The sequence below is a fragment of the Facklamia sp. P12937 genome (genome assembly GCF_050409505.1).
Classification (GTDB): domain Bacteria; phylum Bacillota; class Bacilli; order Lactobacillales; family Aerococcaceae; genus Facklamia.
The window spans coordinates 1-25,869 of record NZ_JBNUPI010000006.1; the positions used below are offsets into that span (position 1 = coordinate 1).

The 25,869-nt window shown below is 37.0% G+C and carries 26 protein-coding genes and 2 other RNA genes; 24 read left to right on the forward strand and 4 right to left on the reverse strand.

Annotated elements, in window-relative coordinates:
- The 4 genes from ACQV2R_RS03210 to pyrR form a co-directional block, all read left to right on the forward strand.
- Positions 1-228 (forward strand): LPXTG cell wall anchor domain-containing protein (locus ACQV2R_RS03210; protein ID WP_428891816.1); only part of this gene is annotated, 228 nt, incomplete at its 5' end.
- 175 nt (positions 229-403) lie between these two features.
- Positions 404-1,396 (forward strand): hypothetical protein, encoded by a 993-nt coding sequence (locus ACQV2R_RS03215; RefSeq protein ID WP_428876306.1) that lies wholly within the window; start codon positions 404-406, stop codon positions 1,394-1,396.
- Positions 1,397-1,977: 581 nt separating this feature from the next.
- Positions 1,978-3,186 carry an acetate kinase gene (locus ACQV2R_RS03220; RefSeq protein WP_428891817.1) on the forward strand — a complete coding sequence of 403 codons (1,209 nt, stop codon included), beginning with the start codon at positions 1,978-1,980 and terminating at the stop codon, positions 3,184-3,186.
- Between the two features lie 117 nt (positions 3,187-3,303).
- On the forward strand, positions 3,304-3,843 hold the full coding sequence (gene pyrR, locus ACQV2R_RS03225; protein ID WP_428874395.1) for a bifunctional pyr operon transcriptional regulator/uracil phosphoribosyltransferase PyrR: 540 nt from the start codon (positions 3,304-3,306) through the stop codon (positions 3,841-3,843).
- Positions 3,844-4,227: 384 nt separating this feature from the next.
- On the opposite strand, the gene ssrS is transcribed toward pyrR, so the two are convergent.
- Both ssrS and ACQV2R_RS03235 read right to left on the reverse strand, forming a co-directional pair.
- Positions 4,228-4,410, reverse strand: a non-coding RNA gene (gene ssrS / locus ACQV2R_RS03230) — 6S RNA.
- A gap of 144 nt (positions 4,411-4,554) precedes the next feature.
- The gene (locus ACQV2R_RS03235) at positions 4,555-5,826 is read right to left on the reverse strand and encodes a replication-associated recombination protein A (RefSeq protein WP_428882475.1); all 1,272 of its coding nucleotides are present in this window, start codon (positions 5,824-5,826) and stop codon (positions 4,555-4,557) included.
- A 142-nt stretch (positions 5,827-5,968) separates the two neighbouring features.
- Between ACQV2R_RS03235 and ACQV2R_RS03240 the strand changes: the two genes are divergently transcribed.
- The 4 genes from ACQV2R_RS03240 (at position 5,969) to recD2 (ending at position 11,248) form a co-directional block, all read left to right on the forward strand.
- Entirely contained in the window at positions 5,969-7,111 is a 1,143-nt protein-coding gene (locus tag ACQV2R_RS03240; protein WP_428891818.1) for a cysteine desulfurase family protein, read from the forward strand.
- A 14-nt stretch (positions 7,112-7,125) separates the two neighbouring features.
- Positions 7,126-7,464, forward strand: a complete 339-nt coding sequence (locus ACQV2R_RS03245; protein ID WP_428874259.1) for a cysteine desulfurase — start codon at positions 7,126-7,128, stop codon at positions 7,462-7,464.
- A 91-nt stretch (positions 7,465-7,555) separates the two neighbouring features.
- Positions 7,556-8,698 carry a tRNA 2-thiouridine(34) synthase MnmA gene (gene mnmA / locus ACQV2R_RS03250; RefSeq protein ID WP_428874258.1) on the forward strand — a complete coding sequence of 381 codons (1,143 nt, stop codon included), beginning with the start codon at positions 7,556-7,558 and terminating at the stop codon, positions 8,696-8,698.
- Positions 8,699-8,833: 135 nt separating this feature from the next.
- On the forward strand, positions 8,834-11,248 hold the full coding sequence (gene recD2 / locus ACQV2R_RS03255) for an SF1B family DNA helicase RecD2 (RefSeq protein ID WP_428874257.1): 2,415 nt from the start codon (positions 8,834-8,836) through the stop codon (positions 11,246-11,248).
- 96 nt (positions 11,249-11,344) lie between these two features.
- Here the strand turns inward: recD2 and ACQV2R_RS03260 are convergent, their stop codons facing one another.
- Entirely contained in the window at positions 11,345-11,653 is a 309-nt protein-coding gene (locus ACQV2R_RS03260; RefSeq protein ID WP_428874256.1) for a hypothetical protein, read from the reverse strand.
- 487 nt (positions 11,654-12,140) lie between these two features.
- On the opposite strand from ACQV2R_RS03260, the gene alaS reads away from it, so the two are divergent.
- The 13 genes from alaS to ssrA all read left to right on the forward strand — a co-directional run bounded on the left by alaS (position 12,141) and on the right by ssrA (position 22,729).
- Positions 12,141-14,789, forward strand: coding sequence for an alanine--tRNA ligase (gene alaS / locus ACQV2R_RS03265; RefSeq protein ID WP_428876310.1), 2,649 nt, complete (start codon positions 12,141-12,143; stop codon positions 14,787-14,789).
- 153 nt (positions 14,790-14,942) lie between these two features.
- Positions 14,943-15,203 (forward strand): IreB family regulatory phosphoprotein, encoded by a 261-nt coding sequence (locus ACQV2R_RS03270; protein ID WP_428874262.1) that lies wholly within the window; start codon positions 14,943-14,945, stop codon positions 15,201-15,203.
- Positions 15,204-15,206: 3 nt separating this feature from the next.
- The gene (ruvX, locus tag ACQV2R_RS03275) at positions 15,207-15,641 is read left to right on the forward strand and encodes a Holliday junction resolvase RuvX (RefSeq protein WP_428874254.1); all 435 of its coding nucleotides are present in this window, start codon (positions 15,207-15,209) and stop codon (positions 15,639-15,641) included.
- A 10-nt stretch (positions 15,642-15,651) separates the two neighbouring features.
- Positions 15,652-15,957 (forward strand): DUF1292 domain-containing protein, encoded by a 306-nt coding sequence (locus ACQV2R_RS03280; protein ID WP_428874253.1) that lies wholly within the window; start codon positions 15,652-15,654, stop codon positions 15,955-15,957.
- A gap of 167 nt (positions 15,958-16,124) precedes the next feature.
- Positions 16,125-17,315 carry an endolytic transglycosylase MltG gene (gene mltG, locus ACQV2R_RS03285; protein ID WP_428891819.1) on the forward strand — a complete coding sequence of 397 codons (1,191 nt, stop codon included), beginning with the start codon at positions 16,125-16,127 and terminating at the stop codon, positions 17,313-17,315.
- A gap of 193 nt (positions 17,316-17,508) precedes the next feature.
- Positions 17,509-18,129, forward strand: coding sequence for a uridine kinase (gene udk / locus ACQV2R_RS03290; protein WP_428876311.1), 621 nt, complete (start codon positions 17,509-17,511; stop codon positions 18,127-18,129).
- 19 nt (positions 18,130-18,148) lie between these two features.
- Positions 18,149-18,628, forward strand: a complete 480-nt coding sequence (greA, locus tag ACQV2R_RS03295) for a transcription elongation factor GreA (RefSeq protein WP_428874250.1) — start codon at positions 18,149-18,151, stop codon at positions 18,626-18,628.
- A 156-nt stretch (positions 18,629-18,784) separates the two neighbouring features.
- Entirely contained in the window at positions 18,785-19,540 is a 756-nt protein-coding gene (gene liaF / locus ACQV2R_RS03300) for a cell wall-active antibiotics response protein LiaF (protein ID WP_428875419.1), read from the forward strand.
- Complete coding sequence (locus ACQV2R_RS03305) at positions 19,537-20,598, forward strand: sensor histidine kinase (RefSeq protein WP_428874247.1); 1,062 nt, start codon at positions 19,537-19,539, stop codon at positions 20,596-20,598. The genes liaF and ACQV2R_RS03305 overlap by 4 nt, the downstream gene beginning before the upstream one ends.
- Before the next feature lie 25 nt (positions 20,599-20,623).
- Entirely contained in the window at positions 20,624-21,256 is a 633-nt protein-coding gene (locus ACQV2R_RS03310; RefSeq protein ID WP_428874246.1) for a response regulator, read from the forward strand.
- A 65-nt stretch (positions 21,257-21,321) separates the two neighbouring features.
- Entirely contained in the window at positions 21,322-21,657 is a 336-nt protein-coding gene (locus ACQV2R_RS03315) for a HesB/YadR/YfhF family protein (RefSeq protein ID WP_428874245.1), read from the forward strand.
- A 15-nt stretch (positions 21,658-21,672) separates the two neighbouring features.
- Complete coding sequence (locus ACQV2R_RS03320) at positions 21,673-22,275, forward strand: ECF transporter S component (protein ID WP_428874244.1); 603 nt, start codon at positions 21,673-21,675, stop codon at positions 22,273-22,275.
- Positions 22,276-22,366: 91 nt separating this feature from the next.
- Positions 22,367-22,729: a transfer-messenger RNA gene (ssrA, locus tag ACQV2R_RS03325) on the forward strand.
- 406 nt (positions 22,730-23,135) lie between these two features.
- Here ssrA and ACQV2R_RS03330 read toward each other — a convergent pair.
- A complete protein-coding gene (locus ACQV2R_RS03330) occupies positions 23,136-23,300 on the reverse strand; it encodes a hypothetical protein (protein WP_428874243.1) in 165 nt (54 codons plus the stop codon).
- A gap of 283 nt (positions 23,301-23,583) precedes the next feature.
- Here ACQV2R_RS03330 and ACQV2R_RS03335 point away from each other — a divergent pair, with 283 nt between their 5' ends.
- Genes ACQV2R_RS03335 through ACQV2R_RS03345 form a run of 3 tightly spaced genes read left to right on the forward strand, consistent with a single transcriptional unit; the run spans position 23,584 to position 25,859 of the window.
- Positions 23,584-24,156: a TetR/AcrR family transcriptional regulator gene (locus tag ACQV2R_RS03335; RefSeq protein ID WP_428876312.1), complete on the forward strand. Its 573-nt coding sequence runs from the start codon at positions 23,584-23,586 to the stop codon at positions 24,154-24,156.
- Between the two features lie 33 nt (positions 24,157-24,189).
- Complete coding sequence (locus ACQV2R_RS03340) at positions 24,190-24,654, forward strand: hypothetical protein (RefSeq protein ID WP_428891820.1); 465 nt, start codon at positions 24,190-24,192, stop codon at positions 24,652-24,654.
- Between the two features lie 11 nt (positions 24,655-24,665).
- Positions 24,666-25,859 (forward strand): iron-containing alcohol dehydrogenase, encoded by a 1,194-nt coding sequence (locus ACQV2R_RS03345; protein ID WP_428884855.1) that lies wholly within the window; start codon positions 24,666-24,668, stop codon positions 25,857-25,859.
- Positions 25,860-25,869 lie beyond the last annotated feature (10 nt).

The following is a 25,869-nucleotide window of genomic DNA, read 5'->3' on the forward strand; positions in this document are numbered from 1 at the left end:
CCAGATCCAACGCCAGATCCAGATCCAACGCCAGATCCAGATCCAACACCAGATCTAGACCAGACTACTCCTAAGGGTGAAGAAGTAACTGTCAATAAGTCAGGGATTTTACTGCCTAATACTGGTTCTGATGAAGGAGAATATGTAGCAATGGGTCTTACTTTGCTGGCAATGGGCTTAGGAATTTCTGTAGCAGAATTAAAAAAACGCCTAAGTGAGAATCAATAAACTGTAGGCTAAGACGCTAGTGTAAGATCTTTAAATAGGACTCTCTTCATTCTTAAATGGATGAAGAGAGTTTTTAAATGGGCGAGTTGTTTTTAAAGACAGAAAGATATATGATTATTTATATAAAAATGATTGAGCTTAATAGCTTTATAGTTTCTTGAGGAGGATAGAAGTTATGGAAAACATACTTTATGGAGAATCACCGATTATTCATAAAAAGCCAATCAAAGATGGAGAGGGCAATGATATAGGTAAGACCATTATTATTGAAGATAATGAAGGAAATATCATTTTAAGTCAGAACATTTTGAATGATAGCAATGGGAAATCAGTAAAAGTTAATGTGAATCAATCAGAAAGAGGGGGTGTGTATGGATACACGGTCAATATTTTAAAGCCGACCGGGGAAGAAGAGAAGATATTTTTAGAAAACAAGTCAAGTAATCTTGAAAATGAGCAACCAGTTGTTGAAACTAAAGATTTGAAGGATTTTCAAGAACAAATTATTGGCAAAACATTTGTCATCAAAGATAGCCAAGAAAAGTTGATCGCCACTCACCATATTTTAAATGATCCCGATGGCAAAGAACCTGAGCTTAAAATTATTGCTGAGGGAACGGGTCATAAAGTGATTATTTATAAACCAGATGGTGACTTTGAAGAAGTTTTTGTGGAAAACAAAAAAGTTCCAACCATCGAAAAAATCCCTTTTAAGGATAATCAAGGAAGTATTATAGGATACACTGTTTTAGTTAAAGATGATGCAGAGCGAGTTTTATTGAACGAACATATTTTGATTGGCAAACAAGAAATAGCCCCAGATGTTAAAATCACTTATGATAAAGACGAAAACGGGGATCGAGGTTATTTAATTATAATTACGAATGCAGAGGGGTTGAAAAAAGAAACCTTTATAAAAAATGAAAAAGTCCCTACTATTGAACAGTCAGCATTTAAAGATAAAGAAGGAAACACCATAGGAACAACTATGACTTTAAAAAATGGAGATGGAGAATTGGTTTCGATTGAATATATTTTACATGACAAAACCATTGAGAAAGTTGAATATTCTATTCAACCTAGCCAAAATGATAAGGGAGAAATAGGTCATTTAGTTATCATAGAAAATCCTGATGGTACAATTAGCAAAACTTTTGTAAAAAGTTAAAGAAAATATAAATACCATCGGATAAAGAGAGTTAAGGTATGATAAAGAGTCTTTGAATGGTGTTAATGAAAAAGAGACAAATTCTAAAGGTGGGAACAACTGAAGAAAAATATATTCTAACTATTGTTCAGAACACTTTTATATGGACCATCAGCCAGTGAAAAAGCCACCCAGCCTGTATGTAAAATGACGGAAAATTTAAGGTATAATTATGCTATTTAGCGGGTAACAAAGTCGAAAAATGGGTGTTGATGAGTAATTGTTGTGATGGGCAAGTTGAGACCTTGATTATATGAGTTTTAATCTTAATAAAACTCATCACTTTGACCCTCAAGCACAATAAAGTATTGGCTATCCTAAAAATAGTCAGAGCATGATAGGGATCAATAGAAAGCGCCAAAAAAGTTTTTTAATTCATTAATTCTTTATTATTATCAGTAAGTTAATAATTATTAAACTTTCGAAGGACAGAGCAAACTTTATTAAAAACTTCACAAAATTTTGAATCAGTATTTACGGTGTAAGGATAAACATGATATACTAGACCTATATGAACTAACAAAGAAATGGGGAAATTGTAAATGTCTAAAACAATGGCGATTAATGCGGGTTCTTCAAGTTTGAAATTCCAAATCATAGAGATGCCTGAAGAAACAGTGGTTTCTAAAGGATTAGTTGAACGTATTGGATTAAGCGATTCAAAATTAGAAATTAAATATACGGACGCTAATGGTGAAGATCAAAAGTTTCAAATAGTCGAAGATATTGCAGATCATGCTCGTGCAGTGGATTTATTACTAACTAAACTTCTAGACTTAGGAATTATCACAAACTTTGAAGAAATTACCGGTGTCGGACACCGTGTAGTAGCTGGTGGAGAACTCTTCAAGGAGTCTACTCTAGTAGATGAGCAAGTTATCAAAAACATTGAAGAATTGGGAGATTTCGCCCCCTTACATAACCCTGCGGAAGCAGTCGTAATTCGTGTATTCCAAGAAAAATTACCACATGCTACCATGGCAGCAGTCTTTGATACTTCTTTCCATACTTCAATGTCGGCTGAAAATTATTTATACAGCATTCCGTACGAATACTATGAAAATTACTCCGTTCGTAAATATGGAGCTCATGGGACAAGTCACCAATTTGTGGCCCACCGTGCAGCTGAAATCGTAGGTAAGCCCATTGAAGATCTTAAAATTATCACTTGTCATTTAGGGAACGGAGCTTCAATTACTGCTGTGGAGAAAGGGAAATCTGTTGATACTTCAATGGGCTTCACTCCACTAGCTGGCTTAACAATGGGAACACGTGTCGGTGATATCGATGCATCTGCAATTCCATTCATCATGCAAAAGGAAGGTATTGAAAGCATTGAAGAGATGGTAACTATCTTCAATAAAAAATCTGGTTTACTCGGTATTTCAGGTGTCTCATCCGATATGCGTGATGTGGAAGAAGCTGCAGAAGCAGGAAACGAACGTGCACAACTAGCTCTAGATATTTTCTTCAATCGTATTATTAAATACATTGGACAATATGTAGCAGTGATGAATGGTGTAGATGTGATTGTCTTTACTGCCGGTATCGGTGAAAACTCTAAAGAAACACGTGAAATCACTATGAGAAACTTTGGTTATATGGGTGTTAAGATTGACGAAGAGCGTAATAACACACGCCAAGAAGCCATCGTTTCTACAGATGATTCTACGGTAACAGTTATCAACATTCCTACTAACGAAGAAATTGCGATTGCTCGTGACGTTGAGCGTCTTAAAAATCAAAAATAATCATTAAGATAAGTTGGTTTGAACGTTATTCTCATTTGAGAATGACGTTCTTTTGGTATATTATTAAGGGAAGAAAATAAAGAAGTCTAGAGATACCAAACTGAAGGAGACACATGAATGGCTGAAAATATTATTATAGATGAGCAAGCGATCAATAGAACTCTAAAGAGAATGGCCCACGAAATTGTCGAACGGAATCCGAACGTCCAAGAATTAGTATTAGTAGGAATTAAAACAAGAGGCATATATTTAGCCCATCGTTTAGCTGAAAAAATTTCGCAAATTGAAGCTATTCAAGTAGAGCTAGAAGAGTTAGATATTTCTTTTTACCGTGATGATTTGACCCACAAGTTTAAAAATGAAGCACCTGTTGTTCAACCCCCTCACTTTTCTCACTCAATGCGTGATAAAGTTGTGATTATGGTGGATGATGTTTTATATACAGGTCGAACCATTCGAGCAGGACTGGATGCGATTCTATCGTCAGATCGTCCAGCCAAAATTCAATTGGCAATACTGGTGGATAGAGGTCACCGTGAACTCCCAATTCGCGCTGATTTCGTCGGTAAAAATATCCCGACATCCAGCGAAGAAAAAGTGGCAGTCAAATTAAATGAAGTAGACCAAGCAGAAGAAGTCGTTATCTTACGTAAATAAACGAAGCCCTTCAAAGTTATTAGCTTTGAAGGGCTTTTAATTTGAATGAGTTAATGCGACCTAAGAGTAAAGTAGATGAGCACAGAGACCATGGTAATCAAAATCAAAACAAGGACTAGCCAGACAAGACTCCAAATTTTTAATTGTAAATAGATTAAGATAAAGCCTAAAATAGCTAATAAAAAAAAGGTTAGTGCGATTAAATTGAAAATCCTAAGGTCTTGTAGCTTGAGCAATTTTAGTAAGGAATGTCGGAAGTAAAAAATATAGAGGGCCAAAATCACTAATATCGATGGGAAGGCATAGAGCAAAGCTTGTAGCATTATTAACCTCAATTCTATCTAAAGATTCATTAAAAAAGAGCTGGCAATTGCCAGCTCTCAAAATATATCCGAATCGTGCCGATTCAATAAAGCTAGGTTGAACCCGCTAGCAATCAGGTGGGGTTCTCACGAAATGCTTCTGACTTCCACATGCGATGGCTTGTCATAGGTATTCGATTGAAGAATCCCTAATGTAAAATGTTCGGTCAACACATTGACTATCTCTCGAACACATCAGATATATTTCCTATGTACCTAGTATAACACGATGAGATTGAATTGCAATAGTTTTGTTTGAAAAAATGAAAGCATTTACAATATTAGTCGTTAGTAGCTTATTGTATTGAGAAAGAAAAATCGAAACTCATAACTAAACCTTCATGTAAAGCTAATTCTGCTGTTTTTTTATTTCTTGATAGTATTGGTTAATAGCAGCTTCGTATTTTCCTGTTGGTTCGGCTTTGAAGTATTGCTTATTTTTAAGGGGATCGGGAAGATATTGTTGACGGATAAAATGATTGGGATAATCGTGAGGGTTTTGATAGCCGATGGAGCGACCTAATTTTTTTGCTCCCGCATAATGTCCATCTTTTAAGCTGTCTGGTACTGGGCCTGTGTGTCCAGCTTCAATATCCGCCAGGGCCGCATTAATGGCACGGTAGGAGGTGTTGGATTTAGGACTTAAGGCTAAATCTGCCACAGCGAAAGCCAAAGGTATGCGTGCTTCTGGTAGGCCCAACTTTTCAGCAGCTTCAACAGCCGCTACTGTTCGTTGAGTAGCTTGCGGATTGCCAAAACCAATATCTTCATAGGCAATAACTAACAAACGTCGGCAAGCGATGACTAATTCGCCAGCTTCTAAAAGAATAGCTAAGTAATACATAGCCGCATCCACATCTGATCCTCGGATTGACTTTTGAAAAGCAGAGATGACATCATAGTGATTGTCACCATCTTTGTCATGGCTTAATCGTTTACGCTGTAAACATTCTTCAGCAATTTCTGGCGTGATTACAATCTTACCCTGATCGTTTTCAGCTGTAGAAAGAACGGCCAACTCTAATGCGTTGAGGGCTGAACGAATGTCGCCATTTGTTACAGATGAAAAATGTTCAAGGGTGTCTTTGGTAATTTCAACTGGATACTTGCCCAAGCCATGATCAACATCCTTAATCGCTCTTTGTAACCCCTCTTGAATCTCTTGACTGGATAGAGGTTTGACTTCAAAAATTTGAGTACGTGAGCGAATGGCAGGATTAATCGAAATGTAAGGATTCTCAGTAGTCGCACCTATTAAAATAATTCGTCCGTTTTCTAAATGAGGCAACAAGTAGTCTTGCTTAAGCTTGTTCAAACGGTGAATTTCATCTAATAGTAATATCAAGGTACCTGACATTTTGGCTTCAGTGACGACAACTTCTAAATCTTTTTTTGCATCAGTTGCTGCATTTAAATGACGAAAAGCATATTCCGTAGTACCAGCAATAGCAGCAGCAATCGAAGTTTTTCCGGTACCTGGTGGACCATATAGAATCATAGAAGAAAGACGTTTGGCCTCAACCATTCGACGGATAATTTTGCCAGATCCTACAAGGTGAGTTTGTCCCAAGATTTGATCAATGTGCTGCGGCCGCATGCGATAAGCTAAAGGTTGTTGCATTAGGAAACCTCCTTATAATGTGTATAGTTTACCACAAAAGGCTCTTTTTGATTAATATACGCCTTTTATTTCTATAAGTAAACACTTTCAAAATCATTAAAATACGTTATAATAGTTGTATTAGGAATGAAAAGGTGAGGCAATGATATATTTTGATTATGCAGCGACAACCCCAGTCGACCTCCGTGTTCAAGCACGAATTTCTCATGCTTTAGCAGAATCTTTTGGAAACCCTTCTGCTACATATAAGCTAGGAAAGGCAAGTAAAAATAAGTTGACCTTAGCGCGTCGACGCTTAAAAGAGTTGTTAAAATTAGATGAAAACGCTGATTTGTACTTCACTTCCGGTGCAACAGAGGCCATCAATTGGGCACTGCGATCACAAGCTGTTCGAGCACGTGATTTAGGTCTAGGTAATCATATTGTTACCACAGCAATTGAACATTCAGCAGTGGATAAGGTTCTTCTTGATTTAGAAAACAGAGGGTTTGAAGTGAGCCGAATTCAGCCGGACTCTAACCATCAATTCACACTACAGCAATTTATTGAAGCCAGTAAAGAAACGACCATCGGTTGGACAGCTATGGCAGTAAATAATGAAGTGGGTTCTCAACTTCCTATCCAAGACCTAGGTCAATATGCTAAGCAAAAGGGCTATTGGTTCCATGTTGATGCCACTCAAGCTGTTGGTTATCAACCGATTAACCCACAAAATTTCCCTTGTAGCTCTTTCAACGGGTCAGGTCATAAATTTTATGCACCAAAAGGAATTGGTTTTCTGGTCTATCAGGCTTGGAACAAAGAAATGACCTTAGATCCTTTATTATTAGGTGGTGATCAAGAATATACTAAGCGTTCAGGAACTGAAAACCTTCCTTATATTTTAGGTATGGTGGAGGCCTTGGAGTTGATGTATCAGGGGTATGAAGAACTACAAGGAAATTTTAAAGAACTAACAGCATATTTTTTTCAACGATTAGATGAAGCGAGCATTAACTATCAAAGAAATGGTGATCTTAATCATCATAATAACCGCATACACAGTATTTGGTTTAAAGGAAAATTAGCTAGCCAGTTGATTATTCAAATGGACATGCAAGACATTTATCTTTCAGCAGGATCCGCTTGTTCAGCCGGTTCAGTAAAACCCAGTCGCATTCTAACTGCTTATTACCCAGATAACCCAGCGCGTTGGCAAGAGAGTGTTCGAATTTCATTTGGTCGTTATACGACTAAAAATGAGATTGATCAATTAATTGAAGCAATTATAAAAATAAATAAATAGTAAGGAGTAGAACAATGGCATTTACACCAGAAGCAAAATTATTAGGATTCAATCGAACTTTTGAAGTCAGTCCAGAATGTAGACCTTATACTTTAAGAGATAATGGCTTCAATGAAACACGTGGAGGTAACTACTTATACAAACGAGAATTAGATTCGACACATCGTACAGGTTTAGTTTTAAAGGTAACTGTTAATGCTGATTTAAATGGGTTAAAAATTTCAACCGTAAATTCTAACGGTTTGCAGGCGGTTAATGTGTTCAGCCTGGCCAACAACGAGATGGTAATTGAAAAAATAAATTTCATTTTCGACGGATTTGTTGACCGAAACGTTCTAGTTGAAGTAAAATAGAAAATAGTTTTGAATGTATCTAAACGGACTTTCCATTCAAGGTGAGTTCGTTTTTAATCTTTATATAAATATTATAAGAAAGGAAGACCCAATGACTCCAACAAAAGATAAAGCACAAACGCGAGTAGTGATAGGTATGTCAGGAGGTGTCGATTCTTCGGTAGCCGCCTTATTACTAAAGGAAGAAGGCTATGACGTGGTCGGTCTGTTCATGAAGAACTGGGATGATACGGATGAAAATGGTGTTTGTACGGCTACCAAAGATTATGAAGATGTTGCCTTAGTCGCTGAACAAATTGGTATTCCCTATTATTCAGTTAATTTTGAAAAAGAATATTGGGATCGCGTTTTTGAATATTTTTTAAGTGAATATCGCAAGGGACGAACACCCAATCCGGATGTTATGTGTAATAAAGAAGTCAAATTCAAGGCCTTCTTAGATTATGCCACCGAATTAGGGGCGGATTATATTGCCATGGGTCATTATGCCCAAGCAGCAAGAGATGACAAAGGACAGGTTCATTTGTTGCGTGCATCGGATCAAAGGAAAGACCAGACTTATTTCCTTAATCAATTATCTCAACAGCAATTACAAAAAGCTTTATTCCCACTTGGACACTTGGAAAAAACACAAGTGCGTGAAATTGCTGCCCAAGCAGGCTTAGCAACCGCTAAGAAGAAAGATTCTACTGGGGTATGTTTTATTGGAGAGAGAGATTTTAACCAATTTCTATCTAATTATTTACCCAACCAACCGGGTAAAATGAAAACTTTAGATGGTGAAGTGAAAGGCGACCATATGGGATTGATGTACTATACAATTGGGCAAAGACATGGTTTAGGTATAGGCGGATCTACTGGATCGAATGGCTCCAATGAGCCTTGGTTTGTGATTGGCAAGGACATGGCTACTCAAACACTTTATGTAGGCCAAGGCTTCCACCATCCGCATTTATATGCTGATTACTTAGAAGCTTCGGATCTTTCTTTTACAGATGGTGATAAGAGTGATCGGACTTTTAGATGCACTATTAAATTTCGTTACCGTCAAGAAGATGTTCCAGCAGAAGTGACGATTTATGACCAAGGGAAAAAAGCACGAGTGGTTTTTGATGAACCAGCACGAGCCATTACGCCTGGACAAGCGGTAGTTTTCTACCAAGACCAAGAGTGTCTAGGAGGTGGCATTATTGATGCGGCCTATAAAGATAATCAAATGCGGCAATATATTTAACTGTCAGTCACCCTGAGCATTTAGGGTGATTTTTTTATGGACATATTAAGAGTCTTAGGCAAGCTTTGAATGGCAAGCTCTAGTTCTTAATAAAAAAGATTGATATAATAAGACATACAAGTGAGGTGAGAGTGGATGGAAGAATTAATAGTAGGTAGCGTGGAAAGTACCATCTTCGAAAATGACCAAAATTTTTATAAGGTCTTGCGCATTAGTGTAGATTTAGATCAAACGAGTCTCTTGGTAGACGAAGAATTGGTTATTACGGGTCAATTTACTACGATCCATTACGATACGCCCTATCAATTTTTTGGAAAATTAGTCCACCACCCACGTTTTGGACAGCAATTTTCAGTCACTCGCTACCAGCAATTGATGCCGACTTCACGCAGGGGCTTAATTGATTATTTGTCCAGCAATCGTTTCAAAGGAGTAGGTCCTAAAACAGCCACAAAAATCGTAGAGTCATTAGGGGAAACGGCAATTGATCAAATCCTTGATGATCCCAATGCTTTAGACAAAGTGAGTGGTTTAACAGCTAAAGTTGCCAATCAATTAAGGGCCAGTCTTTTAAAATTTCAAGGAACAGAACGTATTTTTATGCAGTTAAGCGAATGGGGCTTTGGTCCTAATTTAGCAGATAGAATCTATAAGAAATTCCAATCGAATACACTGGAACAAATAAAAGAAAATCCCTATCAATTAGTAATAGAGATTGAAGGAATCGGATTCACTAAGGCCGATAAGTTAGCAGAACAATTAGGCATTCAACCCGACGCCGCTGAACGAATTGCTTCAGCTATTACCATGGCGGTGGCACAAATTTCTACCGATCAAGGAGATACCTATGTACCGATACCGGATTCGTTGAGAACTGCACGCGACCTCCTAGAAAAAAGTCGCCCCTTTTTGATTGAGGATGATTTATTGACCAAGGGGTTGGATCTTGCAATTATTCAAGACCAGCTGTTAGTGCTAGGAGAAGATCTTGTCATTCCCTCAATTTTCTACGCAGAGTACGGAAGTAGTAAAAAGATTCACGACTATCTGATGGCTGAACAAGTTAAGCGATTTGAAGCAGAAGAGATTGATCAAGCCATTGAGGATGTTATGGCCTTAATTAAAATTGACTATGATCAAGAGCAACAGCAGGCATTAAAATTAGCCATTCAATCCCCTCTCTCTATTATTACAGGAGGTCCAGGAACCGGAAAAACAACCTTGGTACAAGGACTCATTTATTTACATGCTATCTTACATGGCTATGATCTGGCCGATCTAAATGAGGATAATTTTGATTCTCCAATCCGTTTGGCGGCTCCGACAGGCAGGGCGGCTAAACGGATGCAAGAAACTTCTCATTTGCCAGCTTCTACCATTCACCGCTTAATTGGTTATAATCGTGAGTCGACGCTAAGAGACTTTGAACCGATGATAATTGATGGCAGCCTTTTAATTATCGACGAAATGTCAATGGTTGATGTGTGGTTAATGAATTGGTTGCTACAAGCCATTCCCTATGAAATGCAAGTAGTCTTTGTCGGGGATAAGGACCAACTGCCCTCAGTAGGACCAGGTAAAGTTTTTTCAGATATGATTGATTCGGGTCTGATTCCAACTGTTTCGCTATCCAAAATTTATCGTCAGTCCGATGATTCATCCATCGTTCATTTAGCTCACCATATACGTCAAGGCTATCTGCCAGAGGATTTTTTAGCCAAGCATAATGACCGTTCATTTATCCCTTGCTCTGCTCAGCAAGTCAGTGATGTGGTTGGACAGATTGTAGCAGCAGCAATTAAAAAAGGCTTTAATAGCCAAACGCTACAAGTCCTAGCCCCTATGTATAAGGGACCAGGCGGCATCAATCAGATCAATGACTTGATGCAAGAAATGTTGAATCCTGCTAGTTCAAAAAAACGTGAGATAAAACATTTTGACCAAGTCTACCGTATAGGAGACAAGGTTCTTCAACTGGTAAATAATACAGAAGAGGGTGTTTACAATGGGGATATTGGCAAGATAACTGCTATCTTAACGGCAAAAGAAAGTTCAAATAATGTGGAAGAAGTGATTGTTGATTTTGATGACAATGAAATCCATTATCGAAAAAATGAACTGGATCAGCTGACTCTGGCTTATTGTTGTTCCATTCATAAGGCACAAGGATCAGAATATGACTTAGTCATCTTACCATTGGTTGATCGCTATTCACGCATGTTAAGAAGGGACATCATCTATACTGCTGTGACAAGGGCGGTCAAATCCTTAGTCATGGTAGGGAACCCTCAAAGTTTTAATAAGGCGGTTTCACAAGTTCAAATAGAACGCAAAACCAAATTAGCTGAATACTTACAATTAAACTTGACTGAGCAAGCAAAGAAGCGAGAGCTGACAAAAAGCAAAAAGCAAGAGGATGATACAGCAAGTGTTACTCAAGTAGCAGAAAGCAAAATGTCAAAAGCAAGCTTTGTCTTAAATGACCAAACCATTTGGCAAGTCGATCCCATGATTGGCATGGAAGGACTCAAGCCGGAAGATTTTGTATAGTAATAAAGCTTTCTTTGTGTGATTTTAATAGTAACTAGCAAAACCTCCTAAAGAATGTTTCTTTAGGGGGTTTTGATAATTAAAACTTCAATCGCATTATCTATTGATTATAATTTCAAATAAAACAGAAAGGATGCCGACGATTATCAAGATGGCCATCAGAGAATATTGTTTTCTACTATAAGCTAAATTTATTTCCATCAGCCATGTGGCAATATACACTACTGTTGAAATAAAAAGTAAAGCTAACCCTAAGGACAATCCAATCGAAAAAAGTGGATTAGACTTAGGCAAGCCTGATAGCAAGACGGATATAATTATGATTACGCCAATCATGCCTATAATTGGAAAGATTTTCAAAATGTTTTCAATTTTTAAATCTTTCTTGTGATTATCTTTATTCATAAGTTTCACCACCTTTTATAAATATTATTTAGCTAATTTTAATTTAATAACTGGTCCTCAAGATTAATTATATAACTTGTTACAACTTCTATCTTTCTTCAATTCCTTGATTTTCTAAAGGTGTTATGGATGCCTAGGCTTTTACTAAAGAATTTATCGTACGATCACCTACTTTTCAATGAAAAACTTTCTATTAATGATTATATACTAACTGGCAAGATTTTTTTATTCAGGATTGACCTTTTTTATAAAAATTGCTATATTACTAAAGGTAGAGGACATGTCAGGTCATTCTAGAGAGATTACATTTGGTGCAAGTAATCAAGACATTGATGCTCCCTCATACGGACCATTCGAAAGATTGGCGTTTTGCTGGCGTTAACAGTCACTTAAGAAGATAACCAAGAGTTATTATAAGCAAGGTGGTACCGTGGTTAAGCGCCCTTGCATATAATGACTCTTTATTTTTATTGAAGGAGAATGCGGCATGAAACCATTAAAGAGTAAAGAAATACGTCAGATGTTTTTAGATTTTTTTGCAGAGAAAAATCATCAAATCGTTCCCTCAGCTAACCTCATTCCAATTAACGATCCAACGCTGTTATGGATTAACTCAGGGGTTGCTGCTTTGAAGAAATACATGGATGGAACTGAAGTTCCTGACAATCCCAAGATTGCCAATGTTCAAAAGTGTATTCGTACCAACGATATTGAAAACGTTGGTGTGACTGCACGACACCATACTTTATTTGAAATGCTAGGTAACTGGTCCATAGGGGATTACTTTAAAGAAGAAGCCATTCAATGGGCGTGGGAATTTTTAACTTCAGAAAAATGGTTGAATTTTGATCCCAACCGCCTATATGTTACCTATTATCCCGAAGATGAAGAAACTAAGCAGATTTGGATAGAAAAATGTGGTTTAGATGAAGATCATATTGTGGCTGTGGCTGATAATTTTTGGGATATTGGTGCCGGACCATGTGGTCCCGATTCAGAGATCTTCTACGACCGAGGGGAAAATTATCAAAACCTTTCAGCTGATGACCCTGAAATGTACCCAGGAGGAGAAAATGAACGTTACTTAGAAATTTGGAATCTAGTATTCTCACAATACAATCATATGCCAGATGGAAGCTACCAACCCTTGCCTAACAAGAACGTTGATACAGGTATGGGCTTAGAACGGATGGCCTCGGTCATGCAAGATGTTCCGACAAATTTCGAAACAGATTTATTTATGCCGATCATTGAAGCAATTGGTAGATTGACAACTGTCAATTATGGTGATGATGTAAAAACAGATACCTCTTTTAAAGTTATTGCTGATCATATCCGTGCGGTATCCTTTGCTATTGCTGATGGAGCTTTACCTTCTAATGAAGGACGCGGCTATATCTTAAGACGCTTAATCCGTCGTGCAGTTATGCATGGTCGTAAATTAGGAATTAATCATCTGTTTATTTCAGATTTAGTGCCAATTATTGTGGCTATGATGGGTGATCCTTATAAAGAGCTCATCGAAAAAGAAAACTTTGTTAAAGAAGTACTTTTAAAAGAAGAACAACGTTTCCATGAAACGATTGAAGAAGGCGAAGTCCAACTTCATCAAGTGATCAATGCGGTTCGTCAAGCAGGCCAAACGGTTATTAATGGAGACAGGGCTTTTCATTTATATGACACCTTCGGTTTCCCACTTGAATTGACGCAAGAAATGGCTGATGAAGAAGGGCTAACAGTAGACATTGAAGGTTTTGAGACAGCCATGGAAGAACAAAGAGAAAGAGCCCGTGCCGCACGTACAGATGAAGGATCGATGGCGATCCAATCGACAACTCTACAAGCTATTGACTATGAGTTTGATTTTGTGGGTTATGAACAATTAAGTTCAGATGCGACATTGAAATATATTGTCGTCGATGACCAAGAAGTGGACCAATTACCAGCTAATAGTGAAGGGATTGTATTCTTTAACCGCTCACCTTTTTATGCCGAAATGGGGGGACAAGTAGCCGATTTAGGAGGGATTTTTGATGGCGATCAAATGCTGGCAGAGGTCCTAGATGTTCAAAAGAGTCCTCATGGTCAATTTATGCATAAGGTGAAAACATTGGAAATGCCGTTAAATCGCGAACAGTCTTATACTTTGACAGTTGACCGTCAAGCCAGAATGAGGACCAATCAAAACCATACAGCTACTCACTTATTACATAAGGCCTTAAAAGAAGTTTTAGGGGACCACGCTAATCAAAAAGGATCGTATGTGGGGCCAGATCGCTTACGTTTTGACTTTTCACATTTTGGTAAAATGTCAGCCGAAGAACTTAAACAAGTGGAATCCTATGTAAACTTTATGGTTGAAAACGCTATTAATGTTGACATAAGTGAAATGCCAATTGATGAAGCAAAAGCAATGGGAGCCATGGCACTCTTTGGTGAAAAATATGGGTCAATTGTTCGCGTAGTTAATGTAGGCAATGAATCCATCGAATTGTGTGGAGGAACTCACGTTAACAATACTAATGAGATTGGAACCTTTAAATTAATGGCTGAAAGTGGTATAGGAGCAGGATTGCGTCGCATTGAAGCCTTAACAGGTCAAGCAGCTATCGCCAACTATCAAAAGAACGAATCGCTACTAAAAGAAGTTCAAAATCAATTGAAAGTTAGCCAAAGTGATCAACTGCTAAGCAAGATTGAACAGTTACAACAGGATCTTAAAGTACAGCAATCTGAAATCGACTCCTTGACTGCACGCTTAATGCAGGAAGCTTCAGATGAAATCTTTGATGATGTTCAAACAGTTAAAGACATTAGCTTTATTGCAGCCAGCGTAGACAATCAAAATATGGATTCTTTAAGATCTTTAGGCGATACATGGCGAGAAAAAGCTGCTTCTAATATCCTTGTTTTAGCCACTTCTCATGAGGGAAAAGCTAATCTGTTAGTTTTAGTCGATCAAGAAACAGTGGCTAAGGGCATTAATGCGGGAGATTTAATAAAACCATTAGCAAAACATATTAAAGGTGGTGGAGGAGGTCGTTTGACTATGGCGCAAGCAGGGGGTAAAAATCCAGCGGCTATTCCTCAGTTGTTAGAAGCAGTGCCGCAAGAGATTGAGAATAGACTGATCTAGCCTGAAACACAATTTTAATAGTGAAAAAGCTATAAATAAAGCACAATAAGAGCCTTTTTATAGGCATTTATGGTAAACTGGAGATAATAGCTAACAAATCAACTAGGGATGTATTAAGTTGATGAGATTAAGAAAGGTTCGGTGAATACATCTATGCAATCATTAGATGAAACAATACTCTTTAAGTTAGATGATTTAAACCAACATACAGTTCGCGAGAGCTTAGAGATTGTCTATCGCGCATTGGAGGAGAAGGGGTATGATCCAGTCAATCAAATTGTGGGCTATCTCTTATCAGGTGACCCGGCTTATATTCCACGTCACAATGATGCGCGTAACCTCATTCGTCGTCATGAACGCGATGAAATTGTCGAAAAATTAGTCAAGTATTATCTAACTAAGAAGGAGTCTTAGTTCATGCCAATTGGAAATCGCAGCATGGGCTTAGATGTGGGTTCTAAAACGGTAGGGGTTGCTATTAGTGACTTAATGGGTTGGACAGCCCAAGGAATCGAAACTATACCGATTGATGAAGAATCGGATAACTTTGGTTATCAACGTCTTCAAGAACTCATCGAAGAGTATAAAGTAGATAAAGTCATTATTGGCTTACCAAAAAATATGAACAATACATTAGGACCAAGAGCAGAGGCTTCCCAAAAATTTGGTGAAAAACTGCATAAAATTGTCCCAGACTGTCAAATTATTTATCAAGATGAGCGATTGACTACTTCTCAAGCAGAACGGATGCTGATTGAAGAAGGGAATGTCTCACGTAAAAAACGCAAAAAAGTAATTGATAAATTAGCGGCAGTGATGATTTTACAAAATTACTTAGATTATAAGAAATAGGGGTGTTAAGATGGTAGAAGAACATAATCATGAACACGCAGAAAAAGAAATTGACTACATTACTGTTGTCGATGAAGAAGGCAACGAATCGTTATATGAAATTCTATTCACCTTTGATTCACAAGACTATAATAAATCCTATGTCCTTATTTATCCAGCTGGAGCAAATGAAGAAGAAGAAGTAGAAATTCAAGCTTACTCCTATAAAGAAAATCCAGATGGGACTTCTGGTGATTTACAAGCGATCGAAACTGAAGAAGAATGGAACATGATTGACGAAGTATTAAATACATTTTTGGCAGATGAAGAAGAATAGTTAAGAAAGCTAAGCTCTTTCCGATTGATGAAATCGGCAAGAGCTTTTTCTCTTATAAAATCATGAAGCTTGAAACATTAATTTAATCATTCATTAATTAGGTCAGGATAGTTATTTACTGTGTTATTTGCTATAATGCTTACAACATTAGGCTATTAGGAGGAAGTATGAAGATAGATTGGAATAGAATACAAGAAGATGCAAAAGTAAATGAAACCATGCATGTTAAAGAATTACTTTGGACCAATCGAGTAATTAAAATCATTCTTTGGATATTTTTGATTATTATCGTAGTAGGCACCTTATTCATTTATTGGAAACTGGATAAAGATTTAGGGCCGGTGGATGCCAATAGTTCTGAGGCAATCGAAGTGACGATTCCCATCGGGTCGACTTCTAGTGATATTGCACAAATTTTAGAAGATGAAAAACTGGTTAACAATAGTCAAATTTTTAATTTGTTTATGAAATTTAAAGGAGCTAGTGACTTTCAAGCAGGCTATTATCAATTAAAGCCTAATATGAATGCAGAAGAGTTGATTGCAACTTTAAAGGAAGGTGGCGAACCAATCCAAGAAGATATTGATACCACACTGACTGTTGTGGAAGGCATGCAAATAACTGATATTGCACAAGTAGTGGCTGAACAAACACCAATTGAAGCTGATACTTTTATTGATCGCGTTCAAAGTGAAGAGCTGTTTGAAGACTTGTTAAGGCGTTTTCCAAGCTTGATTCAACCACTATCTGAGATTGAAGGATTAAAATATCGTTTAGAAGGTTATCTTTTCCCAGCTACTTATGATTATATTGCTGGCATGACGGTTGATGATTTAATCATTAATATGGTTGGAAAAGCTAATATTGAATTTCAGAAATTGCAAGAAGACCTTAGCAATACTTGGTTAAACTATCACCAGTTGTTGAGTCTGGCTTCGGTTGTTGAACGAGAAGCATCGACTGATGAAGATCGCGCCTTAGTTGCAGGAGTTTTCTTCAACCGTCTAAACATTGAAATGGCTCTACAAAGTGATATTACGGTTATTTATGCACTTGGCAAGCATAAAGAGCTGGTTACTTATGAAGATTTAGAAGTAGATTCGCCTTATAATACGTATCAACATAGCGGGTTGCCAGTAGGACCGATTAATAGTCCTTCTCTATCATCGATTATGGCGACTATATATCCAACTTATTCAGATAACTATTACTTTGTCGCAGATATGAATACAGGCAAAATCTATTATTCTGCAACAGAAGCTGAGCATAGTGCCTTAGTAGAACAATACGTTCAACCATTCTTTGATGAAGCAAAAAAAGAAGCGAGTCAAGAAAATGCAGAATTAGAAGAAGAATAGCAAGAACAACAAATGAAACTTTTAACAAGCATTTGAATACTAAAAAAGAAATAATATGAAATGGCTTGCATTCAGCTAATTTATATGTTATTTTCTTAAGTATAGTTTTGAGCAAGTTCAATAGAAAGCAAGTAATCACCTCTTATTGGGTGGTTGCTTTCTTTATGTATTTGTCAATTAAGGGAGTGAAGTAATGGGGGATAGACCCATCATCATCGGTGTCACTGGTGGATCAGGTTCTGGTAAATCAAGTGTTAGCAAGCGAATATTAGAACAGTTTACTGAGATGTCCGTTTTGGTCTTAGCACAAGATAATTATTATAAAGACCAAAGCCATCTGACATTTGAGGAAAGATTAAAGACGAATTACGACCATCCCTTTGCTTTTGACAATGATTTATTTTTTGAACATATCCAAGCTTTTATAAGAGGTGAAACAATTGAAGTCCCTATTTATGATTTTGTGAACTACACGCGTTCACTTGAAACACGTAGAGAAGCTTCACGTGACGTGCTAATCTTAGAAGGGATTTTAATTTTTGAAGATAAAATGATTCGTGACTTATGTGATATTAAAATATATGTCGATACGGAAGATGATATTCGCCTTTCTAGAAGAATTAAACGCGATGTCATTAAAAGAGGACGTTCTGTAGAATCTGTTCTTGAACAGTACGAAACAGTTGTCAAGCCGATGCATCATCAATTTACTGAGCCAACTAAACGCTATGCAGATATTATTGTCCCGGAAGGCGGCCATAATCATGTGGCCATAGATTTATTAGTTACTAAAATTAACACAATTATTAATTAATTTGAAGGAGTATTAACAGATGGCAGATAAAACATATCCAATGACCCTAGAAGGTAAGAAAAAAATTGAAGCTGAATTAGAAGATTTAAAAGTAAATAAACGAGCTGAAATTATTGAACGCATTAAAGTAGCCCGATCTTTTGGTGATCTTTCTGAAAACTCAGAATATGAATCAGCAAAAGATGAACAAGCTTTCGTTGAAGGACGTATTTCAACATTAGAAAATATGATGCGCTTTGCTGAAATTATTGATGATAAAAATGTTGCGGCTAATGAAGTAACATTGGGTCGTACCGTGACTTTTAACGAATTGCCTGATGGTCCTGAAGAAGCATATACCATTGTTGGCTCTGCTGAAGCAGACCCAATGGAATATAAGATTTCTAACGATTCGCCAATGGCCAAAGCTCTATTAGGCCATAAAGTGGGTGATAAAGTAACTATTGAAACACCGGGCGGCTCATTTGATGTGGAAATTACTAAGGTGGCTAAGGCATAATTTATCCAACAGTTAGACTCCTTTTGGGGGTCTTTTTTTATGCCTTTTTCTAGGATTTGTTTGCTATAATAGATGGAAGATAAGCAAAGTATTATCTTTTTTCAGTTTATCTTTTATGCAATAATAGCAATGACTTAACAGAAGGGAGGTATTCCAATGAAAGACTTCTTTCGCAAACGTATTTTTCTCACGATGATTCTTTGTATCTTTTTAATTATATTAGAATTACTTACAGATTGGCATTTTCTTGGAATGTTTGCAGGAGGATTTTTGCTCATCAGTTTGAGCCTTTATATAGAGCGCTATTGGTTGAACCGATTGATTTTAGGATTGGGTTTGATTTTGGTTATTATGACGATTGTTTTAACCAAATCATTCTGGCTATTTCTTTTAACCATCTTTTTCGCTTTAATTGTCTTTAAAAAAGAGCATATCCATGAAATGGGTAATCTTTCGGAGAGTGTTTTACATCCAGCCCCTAAAGAGTCTGAGAGTTATTACGGGATTAAACTGCTTCAACCACAAGACCAGCAGCGAACAATCTTAGAATATCGCTCTCTTTTTGATATGCGAGAAGAAGGAACCAAGACTTCATATGAGTGGGATGATATTAATCTTGTATATTTTGGTGGAAATTCTATTATTGATTTAGGGAATACCCTCATTCCAGCAGGTGAGCATACGGTAGTCATTCGAAAAATGTTTGGCCGTGTTCGTTTAATCATTCCGAGGGATATTGGCTTGAAAATGAATATATCTTTAATTAGTGGCAATGTTTTATTTGAATCTCAAGACTATGTATTAACATTGGAAAACTTTAAATGGCGTAGTCCCGATTATCAACAGGCTAACCGCAAATTAAATGTTATTATTTCAAGCTTTATAGGAGATGTTGAGGTGATTATTTTATGAATTTACGGTTATGGATTCGTATCTTACTCAATCAATTAATTATTACATTGCTGATCTGTTTTTTTGTGGTTGGTCTTTGTGCATGGCAACTACCAGCTTTTAATATTGAAGACCTTTTTATAATTAAGATCTGGGACGTTCGATTATTTATCTGGGTAGTAGCCATTATTATTGCCTTCTCAGTCATCTATAGTTTATATCTTACCTTTTCACTAAATGATTCTTATGAACTGATTCGAGCAAAAATCAATTGGTTATTGTTAGGCAAATATCACCATCCGATCTTCAATAAAACCAACCGTAAATCTAGTCTCTATACACAAGATTATAGCTTGGCCCAAGATATTAACCGCCTGCGCAATCGCTTGGTTGATTTGACTGAAGACTTACAAGAATTTACAGCTGCTCCGGTCTTTGTCGGTGAAGAGACTAAGGAAGAAATTATCGAACATGAGCGTAGTCGCATAGCACGTGAACTTCATGATTCGGTATCCCAACAATTATTTGCTGCTATGATGATGTTGTCAGCTATTACTGAATCCTATCCTGAAGAGGAAAACCCTAAATTAAGTGCTAAGCTTGAAAAAATTGAATCGGTCATTGGAAATGCTCAAACTGAAATGCGAGCCTTGCTCTTGCATTTACGACCGGTTGACTTACAAGGAAAATCACTGCAACAAGGAATTAATAATTTGCTATTAGAACTACAAGCCAAAATACCTCTAGAACTGACTTGGGAATTAGATGATCCTAGACTAGAAACGGGAATCGAAGACCATCTCTTTCGGATTATTCAAGAAGCGGTGTCGAATACTATGCGGCATGCTCGAGCAAATAAATTAGATGTTTATCTAAGAGAAACAATGGATATGATAAATATTCGCATTGTTGATGATGGACGTGGCTTTGATCCTGTTCAATCGAAAAAGTCAGGCTCTTATGGTTTAACCAATATCCAAGAAAGAGTGAAGGGGATGGGAGGGGCGGTTTCGATAATTTCTTCTCCAGGGCAGGGAACGGTTGTCGATATTAAGTTGCCTTATAAACTTAAAAAATAAAATTATAAAACAAAGGAGTCAGTGTATGATAAAAGTATTATTAGTTGATGACCACGAAATGGTCAGGCTAGGTGTTTCGTCTTATCTAAGTATTCAAGAAGATATGGAAGTGGTGGGAGAAGCTAATAATGGCTTAGTAGGTTATCATCGTGCCCTGGATTTACGACCGGATGTTATTTTGATGGACTTAGTCATGGATACCATGGACGGAATTGAAGCTACGCAAAAAATTATGCAAGAGTGGCCCGAAGCTAAAATTATTATCGTGACATCTTTCTTAGATGACGAAAAAGTATATCCAGCTATTGAAGCAGGAGCTCAATCATATATCCTAAAAACTTCATCAGCTAAAGAAATCGCTGAGGCTATTCGCTCAACCTACCAAGGTAAGAGTGTGATGCAGGATGAAGTTACGCAAAAGATGCTAAATCGCGAAACCGAAGAAAGGCAAGTCCATCTGCATGATGATTTGACCAATCGTGAGCGTGAAGTCTTAGGATTGATTGCTAGAGGGTATTCCAATCAAGCGATTGCAGAAGAGTTGTTTATCACTTTAAAGACGGTAAAAACCCACGTCTCTAATATCCTATCAAAATTAGAAGTGGATGATCGCACACAAGCGACGATATATGCTTTCCAACATAATTTGGTGGATTAAGCAAAAAACTCGCTCAGATAAAAAAATTGCTATATGATAGATTCAGTTTATAGAGGAGGGAGTTGTTGCATTTGATTGCAACAAAGCATATGAAACTAACAGTAACAAATAAAGCAGCAGATTGGTTTAAGGAAGAAATAGGATTTAGCCAAGGTGCTGGTGTTCGCTTTAAAACAAAAATTTATGGATCGAGCCCTTTTGACAATGGTTTTGGGATTGCCATTGATTCTGTTCAGCCAGAAGACCCTTTAGTCACTTATCAAGCGCCCAATGGGGTCCTCTTCTTTATTGAACAAGATGACGAATGGTTTTTTGATGAATATGATTTAGAGGTAACTCTTGATGAAAGACTCTGTGAACCCACTTACAATTACATTAAGAATGGTCATTCCATTCATTAAATGAGGAGGATGTTTGTGTCAGCATTACAAAATCAAAACGCTATGAAAACTAAACGCTTAGTTATTTTAAGTATCTTCATGGCTATTATCCTATTACAAACTTGGGTACCTTTTCTAGGCTATATAGCCATACCCCCATTAAATATTACTATTATTCATGTAACGGTAATTGTAGCGACCTTATGGTTAGGCACTAAAGATGGTTTTATTATCGGAGCATTTTGGGGCTTGAACTCCTTGATTCGTGCTTATGTTATGCCAACATCGCCCATGTATGTTTATGTCTTTTCTTCACCATTAGTCTCACTTTTACCACGGATGATTATGCCTTTGATTGTTGGATGGTTTGCCCACCAAGCTCAAGATAAAATTCAAGATCGCTTGCGCTATATGATAGCAGGGGCCTTAGGTTCAATCTTAAATACAGTTTTCGTCTTAGGGGCAATTGGCCTCTTTAAACAGGCAGAGTATTCACAAATTAGTGGAGCCAATCTCGATAGCTTATGGCAGGTGCTCGGAGGTATTGTGTTAGTGAATGGTGTACCTGAGATGATCTTTTCAATTTTAGTGACGCCAATTTTACTGAATGCCGTCAAAAAATTACCTCAAACTCTTTAAGTAGGAAGTCCAAGATAATTCGTCTAAAAGCTGACTAACCTTCTTTGACATTTCCTCATGGAGATGCTAGTATGTATTTATACCTTTAATTGGGGGTGTCATGGTTTCGACAGGTGTTGTTCGAACCTTGGATGCGTCAGGTAGGCAGCGACTACCTCACCAACGCTACAGTTAAATATAACTGCAAACAATAATAACAATTTAGCTTTAGCTGCCTAAAAACAGCTGGCTAAGATCAGCCTAGCATCGCCCATGTGTTAGTTCCTGGTCTCAAATTAGTGGGATACGCTAAGTCTTTCCGTCTGTAAGCCTTAGAAGAGATAAGCAGACTCGCAAACACAAATGCCTGTTGGTCGGCTATGTGGGAGCTAAATAATAATAGACGCAACTATTGACGTAGATTCTTTGGTGGCGAGACATTTGGACAGGGGTTCGACTCCCCTCATCTCCATTGTTTTTTAATAAGAATATAGATTTATCAGTATTTTAAGACATAAGTAGTTGAACTTAAATAAAGTTATGGTTCGAAATGCTTAATAGGTCTTATATTGAGATAAAATAAATCTATATTCTTTTTTGTATGGTAGTAAATATAGGGCAGTGTCAAATAAATTTTGTAAGCTAATGTAAGATTAAGTAAAAATCTTCTAACTAGATAATATTATAGGCATTATACGTCATCCCCTATAGGGGATGAATTTTTTTGCTTTGACCTTTTCCTTGTATTTCATCTAGCATTTTACTTAGTTCCTACTGTGCTTGACCAAATCCCTTATGGATTCTAGAAGAAAACTTCGTATTGAATTTTGAAACATAGGTATATAGATACTTTTCTAAAGATCTCTCATGGAGATTGTTCCTCAACCATTGCAGCCTTTGACTTCCGATTTTTCGTAATTAAGAAAGACTGTCCTTTCGCATACAGGTAATAAGTTAATCGCTTCTTCTAAGTTTTGACGAAATAGGTCCTGAACAGATTTATCTTCTGCTAGTGCTGTGAATAATTTTGTGCTAACGACTTCCATAAGGGACCTCCTGTGTGATTGCTTATTTGATTTTACAATCTTACATAAGAGAGGTCTCTTTTCTACAAAGATTCGGAGCTTACACAAAATATTTTACGCTCTGAAGAAAAGCGTAATTATCTATATTAGAAGGTTATTATATTGTGGGATCTCTCCCTTTTAATAACTTCTTTTTTCTTAATCATAGTAGCTTTAAAATAAGCATATTTGACACTAAAAGCTGGTTGAATTAAACTTAAACTAATTAATCGGTCAGTCGACCGAACGGGAAATGGGTGGATAAATGACAAAAATATCTATTAGTGATGGGAACTCTAATCAAGATATGCGATCTTATATACTTGAGATTGCATCAGTTTTAATTAGTGAATTAGGCATTGAAGAAACAACTTTGCGTAAAATTGCTGAAGCAGCGGGTATTAGTAAAGGAACGCTTTATTATTATTATCCTGCCAAACAAGCGATCATTTATGAATTGGCAGAAAAAAATTTAGAAATGATGACAGAAGACTTACTTTTATTCATTGAAGAGTCTGATGAGGAGATTGATGCAGAAGAAATATTGAAGACTTTATTTAATAAAATTATCTATGCGGATACTAGAGGCTCCTTACATCTTTATCTTTTAAGCGATGCGATTACTAATAATCAATCCTTGGCTAAAAAGTTTGAAACACGCTATCAGTCCTGGCGAGAGACCATTCGAAAAAGTTTAATAAAAGGATTAAAGCGACAGGGAAGAGATTATCACGCCCTCTCTTATCTTATTTTAGCTTTGTTAGATGGCTTAATTATTCAACAGAAATTTGCTACGGAAGAAATACCTGTGAATCAGATTGTTAAATTGCTTATTTAATTAAGTAAAATTTATAAAAGGCGGTTGCATGTTATGAAAAAATTAATGGTAGAAATTGGTTTAAAATTTTTAGTAAGAGGATTAATAGCTGCTGCTAAAGTAGAGCCTGCAATTCAGAAAGAGTTAGGACACTATGCGGATGGTTTCTTGTTTGAATTGACAGTTTTAAACACTAGTACAAAAGTATTCTTTGAAAAAAGAAATGATGGCTTTAATTATTTAGGAAAGCATGTGGATGCCCCAGCTGATCTGTCGATTATTTTTAAAAGTTATCGGACTGCACAAATGTTAATTCTTGGTCAAATAGGTCTGCACCAAGGCTATGCTCAACATCGTTTTATTGTTAAAGGTGATTTCCTAAAAGCTATGCCTCTCGTTCGAATTTTATATTATGTAGAAGCTTATCTTTTCCCAAATTATATTAGCAAAAATATTTTAAAAGAACAACCAGTGCTTTCAGCCAGCAAAGGCAAAGCCTACTTTCATTTAGTGTTTTAAGGAGGATTAGTATGAAAATACCAGAATATTATGAATTTATGAATTCAGTCAAGATTTTATCTGGCAAAGGCGCTTTAGAAAACATCCCATTTGAATTATTGAATTTAGAGGCCCAGAGGCCTTTGATTTTAACAGATGAGTCATTGATAAAGCATGGACAAGTGCAAATTATTACAGAGGCTTTAGAAGATGCCAACATTGAAATCGCTGCCATCTTCAAAGAGATTCCACAAGACTCATCATTAAATGTGGTCCACGAAATCAGTGACGTCTATCAAACACATCAATGTGATAGTATCATCGCTATTGGCGGTGGATCAGTCATTGATACTGCTAAAGGAGTAAATGTTTTAGTTTCTAAAAAAGTCAAAGACTTAAATGAACTCATGGGGTTAGAGCTAGTCGGTGGTAAGTTAAATCCTTTGATAGTCGTGCCAAGTACTGCAGGCACAGGCTCGGAGGCAACCTTAGTCTCAGTGATTGCGGACACGAGCCGTAAGGTAAAGTTGGAGTTTATTTCATACAGTCTTTTACCAGATGTGGCTGTTTTAGATTATCGAATGACAGCGTCACTTCCAGCGAAAATAACTGCATCAACTGGAATCGATGCCTTAACACACAGTATTGAGGCCTTAACGGGTTGTCAAAAAAATCCACTTAGCTCTGCTTATGCCTTAGCTGCCATAGAATTAATTGGGAAGCACCTTAAAGAAGCAGTCCAAAATGGTAAAAATAAAGAAGCTCGCATAGCCATGGCGAATGCGTCCTTAATGGCAGGTATATCTTTTTCTAACTCAATGGTAGGCATTGTTCATGCGATAGGTCACGCTTGTGGATCAATCAGTAAAATTGCCCATGGAGATGCGATGGCGATTTTGCTTCCATATGCTATGGAAATGAATTTAAAGCATTCACAATCTTGTAAAGAGGAGTATGCTAGAATTTTATTGGCTTTCTCTGGACCAGAAGTATACAGCCAGACACCCAAAGATCAAAGAGCCGCTCGTACAATAAATGCTATCAGAGATTTACTTAATGAATTGCATAAAATAGCGGGTTTACCGACCCGTTTGCGAGATGTCGATGTTAAAAAAGAGGATTTTAAACAGATTGCCAAGACAGCCATGAATGATGGGGCTACAATTGTGAACCCAGTGCAAGTTACTACTGAACGGATTATGGATATTTTAGAAGCAGCTTATTAAGAAGGAGCAT

Excerpts from the sequence above, each read along its gene's own strand:
- ACQV2R_RS03305 (WP_428874247.1), top strand. The coding sequence starts at position 19,537 with ATGAATTTACGGTTATGGATTCGTATCTTACTCAATCAATTAATTATT.
- ACQV2R_RS03245 (WP_428874259.1), top strand. The coding sequence starts at position 7,126 with ATGGCATTTACACCAGAAGCAAAATTATTAGGATTCAATCGAACTTTT.
- ACQV2R_RS03335 (WP_428876312.1), top strand. The coding sequence starts at position 23,584 with ATGACAAAAATATCTATTAGTGATGGGAACTCTAATCAAGATATGCGA.
- ACQV2R_RS03345 (WP_428884855.1), top strand. The coding sequence starts at position 24,666 with ATGAAAATACCAGAATATTATGAATTTATGAATTCAGTCAAGATTTTA.
- ACQV2R_RS03310 (WP_428874246.1), top strand. The coding sequence starts at position 20,624 with ATGATAAAAGTATTATTAGTTGATGACCACGAAATGGTCAGGCTAGGT.
- ACQV2R_RS03235 (WP_428882475.1), bottom strand. The coding sequence starts at position 5,826 with ATGCAACAACCTTTAGCTTATCGCATGCGGCCGCAGCACATTGATCAA.
- udk (WP_428876311.1), top strand. The coding sequence starts at position 17,509 with ATGGGGGATAGACCCATCATCATCGGTGTCACTGGTGGATCAGGTTCT.
- mltG (WP_428891819.1), top strand. The coding sequence starts at position 16,125 with ATGAAGATAGATTGGAATAGAATACAAGAAGATGCAAAAGTAAATGAA.
- ACQV2R_RS03340 (WP_428891820.1), top strand. The coding sequence starts at position 24,190 with ATGAAAAAATTAATGGTAGAAATTGGTTTAAAATTTTTAGTAAGAGGA.
- pyrR (WP_428874395.1), top strand. The coding sequence starts at position 3,304 with ATGGCTGAAAATATTATTATAGATGAGCAAGCGATCAATAGAACTCTA.
- alaS (WP_428876310.1), top strand. The coding sequence starts at position 12,141 with ATGAAACCATTAAAGAGTAAAGAAATACGTCAGATGTTTTTAGATTTT.
- mnmA (WP_428874258.1), top strand. The coding sequence starts at position 7,556 with ATGACTCCAACAAAAGATAAAGCACAAACGCGAGTAGTGATAGGTATG.
- ACQV2R_RS03215 (WP_428876306.1), top strand. The coding sequence starts at position 404 with ATGGAAAACATACTTTATGGAGAATCACCGATTATTCATAAAAAGCCA.
- ACQV2R_RS03240 (WP_428891818.1), top strand. The coding sequence starts at position 5,969 with ATGATATATTTTGATTATGCAGCGACAACCCCAGTCGACCTCCGTGTT.
- recD2 (WP_428874257.1), top strand. The coding sequence starts at position 8,834 with ATGGAAGAATTAATAGTAGGTAGCGTGGAAAGTACCATCTTCGAAAAT.
- greA (WP_428874250.1), top strand. The coding sequence starts at position 18,149 with ATGGCAGATAAAACATATCCAATGACCCTAGAAGGTAAGAAAAAAATT.
- ACQV2R_RS03270 (WP_428874262.1), top strand. The coding sequence starts at position 14,943 with ATGCAATCATTAGATGAAACAATACTCTTTAAGTTAGATGATTTAAAC.
- ACQV2R_RS03330 (WP_428874243.1), bottom strand. The coding sequence starts at position 23,300 with ATGGAAGTCGTTAGCACAAAATTATTCACAGCACTAGCAGAAGATAAA.
- ACQV2R_RS03260 (WP_428874256.1), bottom strand. The coding sequence starts at position 11,653 with ATGAATAAAGATAATCACAAGAAAGATTTAAAAATTGAAAACATTTTG.
- ACQV2R_RS03220 (WP_428891817.1), top strand. The coding sequence starts at position 1,978 with ATGTCTAAAACAATGGCGATTAATGCGGGTTCTTCAAGTTTGAAATTC.
- liaF (WP_428875419.1), top strand. The coding sequence starts at position 18,785 with ATGAAAGACTTCTTTCGCAAACGTATTTTTCTCACGATGATTCTTTGT.
- ACQV2R_RS03280 (WP_428874253.1), top strand. The coding sequence starts at position 15,652 with ATGGTAGAAGAACATAATCATGAACACGCAGAAAAAGAAATTGACTAC.
- ruvX (WP_428874254.1), top strand. The coding sequence starts at position 15,207 with ATGCCAATTGGAAATCGCAGCATGGGCTTAGATGTGGGTTCTAAAACG.